This is a genomic window from Tabrizicola sp. (assembly GCF_036781545.1).
In the GTDB taxonomy this organism is placed as follows: Bacteria; Pseudomonadota; Alphaproteobacteria; order Rhodobacterales; family Rhodobacteraceae; genus Tabrizicola.
The window spans coordinates 1-5,708 of sequence record NZ_DAIQAT010000198.1; the positions used below are offsets into that span (position 1 = coordinate 1).

Below are 5,708 nucleotides of genomic sequence, written 5' to 3' on the forward strand. Positions count from 1 at the left end.
ACCCGCAGCCGCCAGGCATGGAGCAGGGGCTCGGTATAGCCCGAAGGCTGCTCCCGCCCCTTGAAGACCAGATCGCAGGCTGCCTGGAACGCCGCCCCCGGGAAGGCCGGGGCCATCGCCCGATACAGCGGATCGCCCGCATTCTGCCGGTCCACCACCGCGGCCATCTTCCGCAGCGCCTCCATCACCTCCGCCTCGCTGACCACCCCATGATGCAGCCAGTTTGCGATATGCTGGGCCGAGATCCGGCAGGTCGCCCGGTCCTCCATCAGCCCGACGTCGTTCACATCCGGCACCTTGGAACAGCCGACCCCCTGGTCGATCCAGCGCACCACATAGCCGAGGATCCCCTGGGCGTTGTTCTCCACCTCCCGCACGACCTGTGCCCGGTTCCAAGCCTGGAAGCTCGCCAGCGGAATGTCGAGGATCCCGTCCACATGCGCCCGTCGCCCCCCCCTGGCCAGCCGGGCCTGCACCGCGAAGACGTCGACCTTGTGGTAGTGGAGGGCATGAAGCGTGGCGGCGGTGGGCGAGGGCACCCAGGCCGTGTTCGCCCCCGCGCGGGGATGGGCGATCTTCTCGTCCAGCATCGCCGCCATCAGGTCAGGCATCGCCCACATTCCCTTGCCGATCTGCGCCTTGCCCGAAAGGCCACATTCCAGCCCGATGTCGACGTTCAGGTTCTCGTAGGCCGTGATCCACGACTTCCGCTTGATGAAGTCCTTCCGGCTGAACGCCCCGGCTTCCATGCTGGTGTGGATCTCGTCCCCGGTCCGGTCGAGGAAGCCGGTGTTGATGAAGGCCACCCGCCCCTGAGCGGCACGGATGCATTCCTTCAGGTTGACCGAAGTCCGCCGCTCCTCGTCCATGATCCCCAGCTTCACCGTGGCCGTCGGCAGGCCCAGAACCGCCTCCACCCGCGCCATCACCGCGTCGGCGAAGGCGACCTCTTCCGGCCCATGCATCTTCGGCTTCACCACATAGACCGACCCCATGACCGAGTTCCGCATTCCCCCGGTCTTCTTCAGGTCATGGAGCGCGATCATCACCGTAACCATCGCATCCATCAGGCCCTCCGGCACCTCGGAGCCGTCCGGCAGCAGGATCGCCGGGTTGGTCATCAGGTGGCCCACGTTCCTGACCCACATCAGCGCGCGGCCCTTGATCGTGAAGGGGCTGCCCGCCGGGTCGAGATATTCCCGGTCCGCCGCCAGCCGCCGCTCCACCTGACGGCCGCCTTTCTGGAAGGCCTCCGACAGCGTACCCTGCATCAGCCCCAGCCAGTTGCGGTAGGCCCCGACCTTGTCCTCGGCATCGACGCAGGCGACCGAATCCTCGCAATCCATGATCGCGGTCAGCGCGCTTTCCAGCTGGACGTCCGCCAGCAAAGCCTGGTCGCGCGAGCCGATGAAATGCGCGCGGTCGAAGACCAGCTCGACGTGCAGGCCATTGTTTCGCAAGAGGATTGCGTCCGGTGCCTTCGGGTTGCCGCGGTAGCCCACGAACTTAGCAGGGTCCACCAGCGGCAGGTCGTCGACCAGAAGCGCGCCGTCTTTCACCGCATAGCGGCGCACGTCGGCGTGGCTGGCCCCGGCAATCGGGAAGGCCTCATCCAGGAAGACCCGCGCGCGGGCCACCACGCGGGCGCCCCGGCCCCGCTCATAGCCGCCGGAAGGGGGCAGGGAGCCCATCGCATCGGTGCCGTAGAGGCAGTCGTACAGGCTGCCCCAGCGCGCATTCGCGGCGTTCAGCGCGTAGCGGGCATTCGTCACCGGGACCACCAGCTGCGGGCCGGGCACCTTCGCCACCTCGGGGTCGACATTGGTGGTCTCGATGCTGAACGCCGGACCTTCGGGGAGGAGATAGCCGATCTCGGCCAGGAAAGCCTTGTAGGCGGCATGGTCATGCGGCTGGCCGCGCCGCGCGATGTGCCAGGCGTCGATCTTTGCCTGAAGCTCGTCCCGTTTTGCCAGCAGCGCGCGGTTGCGGGGGGCGAACTCGGCCAGCAGGGTGGCGAAGCCGCTCCAGAAAGGTCCGGCCTCAATCCCGGTGCCGGGCAGGGCCTCGTCCTCGACGAAGCGGGCCAGCACCGCATCCACCTGAAGCCCCGCACGATCCAGACGTTCGGTCATGGCAATCCCCCTTGGCCGCAGGCCGCTTGTATGCTGTGGCACACAATAGGCGAGGGGGCCGGGCGGCGGCAAGGAAAGCCGGTGCGGAATTTCAAGCAAGGCCGGAAATCACCTGTCGGGAAATCCTGAAGGTCAAAACTTCGCTGATTGGCTAAGTTTCTCTTGCGCGACTCGGGCCGGAGAGTTTAGTTAGCAATATGGCTAAGCATGATCCTCACCTCGACCTCCTTTTCCACGCGCTCTCCGATCCGACGCGGCGCATGATGCTGAACCGGCTTGCCAAGGGTCCGGCCCCGGTGACGGAACTGGCCGGCCCCACGGGACTTAAGCTTCCGACCATCCTGCGGCATCTGTCGGTGCTGGAGGCGGCGGGGCTGGTGGCCACGCAGAAGGACGGGCGGGTCAGGTCCTGCGCCTTCCAGCCCGCGGCCCTGCAGCCGATGACCGACTGGCTGGACGAGCAGCGCAAGGTCTGGGAGGCGCGGCTGGATCGGCTGGACGACTATGTGATGAACCTCATGAAGGAGCGCGAGACATGACCGCCGAAACGACTTTGGGCCTGGACCCCGCCACCGACCTCAGCTTCACCCGGACGCTTGCGGTGCCGCGCGCGCTGATCTGGGAATGCTGGACCGATCCGAAACATATCCCGCATTTCTTCGTGCCGAAGCCGCACAAGGTGACGGCGGTCGATATCGACCTGCGGGTCGGCGGGCGGTTCAACACCAGCTTCGATGTCGAAGGCAATGTGATGGACAACAAGGGCGTCTATCTTGAGGTGGTGCCCGGCGAAAAGCTGGTGTTCACCGACACTTACACCGAAGGCTGGAAACCCGCGCCGGAGCCTTTCATGACCGCGATCCTGCTTCTGTCCGATGCACCGGGGGGCGGGACGACCTATACCGCCATCGCCCGGCACCGGAACCCCGACACCCGCAAGGCGCATGAGGACATGGGCTTCTTCGACGGCTGGGGCACGGTGGTGACGCAGCTGGAGGACTACGCCAAGGGGCTGCTGAAGTGAGCAGCGATCTTCAATCCGGTCGTTTCGCCACGCTCACCTTCGACCGCCGGGTCGCGGCGCCGGTGGCGACGCTCTATGCCGCTTGGACCGCGCCCGCCGCCCGGGCGGTCTGGGCGGCGCCCGGCCCGGAGGTGACGGTGGAATTCCTTGAATCCGATGCGAGGGTAGGGGGCCGCGAGGTCTCGCTCTGCAAGGGGACGGGGCAGCCGGACATCAGGGTCGAGGCCGGCTGGCTGGATCTGGTGCCCGAGGCGCGGACGGTGGGCTACGAGGTCGTCTCGCAGGAGGGCACGCGAAAATCGGCGGCGCTGGTCACGGCCGATTTCACCGGCGACGCCGATGCAGCCCGCATCGCGGTGACGGTCCAGCTTGCCTCGCTGGCCGAGGACATGGCCGAGGGCTACCGTCAGGGGTTCACCGCCGGGCTGGCGAACCTTGGCGCGGTGGCGGAGCGGACGATGCTTCTGCAACGGGTGATCAAGGCGCCGGTCCCGGTGGTCTGGGGTGCCTGGATGAACGCCGAAAGCTTGCCGAAATGGTGGGGGCCGGAAGGCTTTTCCTGCCGGACCAGCCGCATCGACCTGCGGGCGGGCGGCGAATGGGTCTTCGACATGATCGGGCCGGACGGCACGGTCTTCCCGAACCATCACAAATACGGCGCGATCCTGCCCGAGGCGCGGCTCGACTACACGCTGCACTGGGGCGAGAACGGGCCGAAGCACGCCGATGCCTGGGCGTCGTTCGACGATCTGGGCGGAGCGACCCGGGTCACGCTGGGCATGGTGATGGCGACCGCGAAGGAATACCACGACGCCAAGGGCTTCGGCGCGGTGGAACTGGGCTTGCAGACCCTGGGCAAGCTGGCGCGGATCGTGGGCGCCGAGTGATCAGCCCAGATGCGGCGCGAGGAAGGCCTGGCAGGCCTCTCTCGCCGCCTCCGGACCAAGGGCGTCGGGGTCCATGCATTGTTGCAGGCAGAGCCCGTCGATCAGGCAGATCAGCGACACCGCAAGGGGGCGGGCCTCGACCTGCCTCCCCCGTGCCATCGCGCAGGCGGCAATCGCATCGCTGACCTGTCCGAGGTAGACCCGGTATTGCCGCTGGTGTTCCGCCTGCAGGGTCGGGGTCACGGCGATCTGGCCCCAGAGCGCGAGCCAGGCCGCCAGCGTGTCGCGGCTGAAGGCCTTGGGCGCGACGACGCTGTCGATCAGCGCCTCAAGCCGGGTCTCGGGCGGCAGGGCGGCAAGGTCGGGCACAGTGTCACGGTAGAGATGCGCGTAGACGGCGGTCAGCATTTCGGCCATCGAGCCGAAGTGGTGCAGCACCAGCCCGCGCGAGACGCCCGCCGCCTTGCAGATGCGGTCGACGGTGAAATGCAGGATGCCGCCCTCGGCCAGGCAGGCCAGGCCCACGTCGATCAACTGCGCGCGGCGGTCGTCGCTGGAGAGGCGGGTGAAGCGGGCCATCAGTTCGTCGCCATCAGTTCGTCGAGGCCCCGCCCTCGGCCTTGCGGCGGGCGACGAAAGCTTCCAGCGCTTCGGCAATGCCGGGGTCGAGCGCGGGCGGTTCGTACTGCGCCAGCAGGTCCTTCCAGATACGGTTTGCACGCTGCGGCGCCTCCTCCGACCCGCGCGCCTGCCAGTTCGGATAGCTGTCCCAGTTCGACAGCATCGGCGGGTGGAAGGCGGTCTCGTACAGCGCCATGGTCTGTGCCGTGCCGAAGAAATGCCCGCCCACGCCCGCCTCGGCGATGGCCTCCAGCGACAGGGCGTCCTCGGTGACGGCGATCGGTTTGAAATAGGCCTGCATCATCCCCAGCATCTCGGCATCAAGGATCAGCTTCTCGAAACTTGCCGTCAACCCGCCATGCATCCAGCCCGCGCCATGGATCACCAGATGCGCCCCGCCCATCAGGCAGCCCCAGAGCGACATCATCGATTCATAGGCCGCCTGCGCGTCGATGGCATTCGCCGCCGTGGTGTTGGAGGACCGGAAGGGCACCCCGATCCGGCGGGCAAGCTGGCCCGAGGCCTGGGCGGCCTTGGCATATTCCGGAGTGCCGAAGGCAGGCGCGCCGGTCTTCATGTCGACATTCGAGGTGAAGCCGCCATACATCACCGGCACGCCAGGCCTGACGATCTGGGTCAGCGCCACGCCGAACATCGCCTCGGCATGCTGCAGGACCAGCGCGCCCGCCAGGCTGACCGGGGCCATGGCGCCCGCCAGCGTGAAGGGGGTCACGATGGCGACCTGCCCATGCTCGGCCAGTGCGATCAGGCCCTGGCTCATCGGGTCGTCCAGCTGCCGGGGCGAGTTGGTGTTGATCACCCCCATCATCATCGGTTGCCGCGCAAGATCGTCCAGCGACCAGCCCATGCAGAGCGCCGCCATGTTGAGCCCGTCCATCGTGCGGTCCCGCCCGAGCGCGTTCAGGTTCCAGCTCTTGTCCAGAAGGGTGATCTGGCTGAGGTAGAGATCCAGATGGCGCGTGGCGGCGGGCAGGTCCATCGGCTCCAGCGGCCCGCCGGATTCCTGCTGGATCACGTTCAGGC

At 67.4% G+C, this 5,708-nt stretch carries 6 protein-coding genes; 3 read left to right on the forward strand and 3 right to left on the reverse strand.

The window, feature by feature from the left end; genetic code table 11:
* Nucleotides 1–2,132, reverse strand: a 2,132-nt coding sequence (locus tag V7Q39_RS18870) for a malate synthase G (protein ID WP_333818159.1), incomplete at its 3' end; no start/stop codon positions are given.
* Nucleotides 2,133–2,329: 197 nt separating this feature from the next.
* On the opposite strand from V7Q39_RS18870, the gene V7Q39_RS18875 reads away from it, so the two are divergent.
* From V7Q39_RS18875 to V7Q39_RS18885, 3 genes are read left to right on the forward strand one after another with little or no spacing between them, the layout of a single operon-like run.
* Nucleotides 2,330–2,671 (forward strand): ArsR/SmtB family transcription factor, encoded by a 342-nt coding sequence (locus V7Q39_RS18875; protein ID WP_333818160.1) that lies wholly within the window; start codon nucleotides 2,330–2,332, stop codon nucleotides 2,669–2,671.
* A complete protein-coding gene (locus V7Q39_RS18880; protein WP_443082549.1) occupies nucleotides 2,668–3,156 on the forward strand; it encodes an SRPBCC family protein in 489 nt (162 codons plus the stop codon). The genes V7Q39_RS18875 and V7Q39_RS18880 overlap by 4 nt, the downstream gene beginning before the upstream one ends.
* Nucleotides 3,153–4,043, forward strand: a complete 891-nt coding sequence (locus V7Q39_RS18885) for an SRPBCC domain-containing protein (protein ID WP_333818161.1) — start codon at nucleotides 3,153–3,155, stop codon at nucleotides 4,041–4,043. The genes V7Q39_RS18880 and V7Q39_RS18885 overlap by 4 nt, the downstream gene beginning before the upstream one ends.
* Here the strand turns inward: V7Q39_RS18885 and V7Q39_RS18890 are convergent, their stop codons facing one another.
* Entirely contained in the window at nucleotides 4,044–4,622 is a 579-nt protein-coding gene (locus V7Q39_RS18890) for a TetR/AcrR family transcriptional regulator (RefSeq protein ID WP_333818162.1), read from the reverse strand. It abuts the gene before it with no gap.
* Between the two features lie 13 nt (nucleotides 4,623–4,635).
* On the reverse strand, nucleotides 4,636–5,708 hold a 1,073-nt coding region (locus V7Q39_RS18895; RefSeq protein WP_333818163.1), incomplete at its 5' end, for a trimethylamine methyltransferase family protein.

Coding starts and splice junctions, on each gene's coding strand:
- V7Q39_RS18875 (WP_333818160.1), top strand. CDS start 2,330: ATGGCTAAGCATGATCCTCACCTCGACCTCCTTTTCCACGCGCTCTCC.
- V7Q39_RS18880 (WP_443082549.1), top strand. CDS start 2,668: ATGACCGCCGAAACGACTTTGGGCCTGGACCCCGCCACCGACCTCAGC.
- V7Q39_RS18890 (WP_333818162.1), bottom strand. CDS start 4,622: ATGGCCCGCTTCACCCGCCTCTCCAGCGACGACCGCCGCGCGCAGTTG.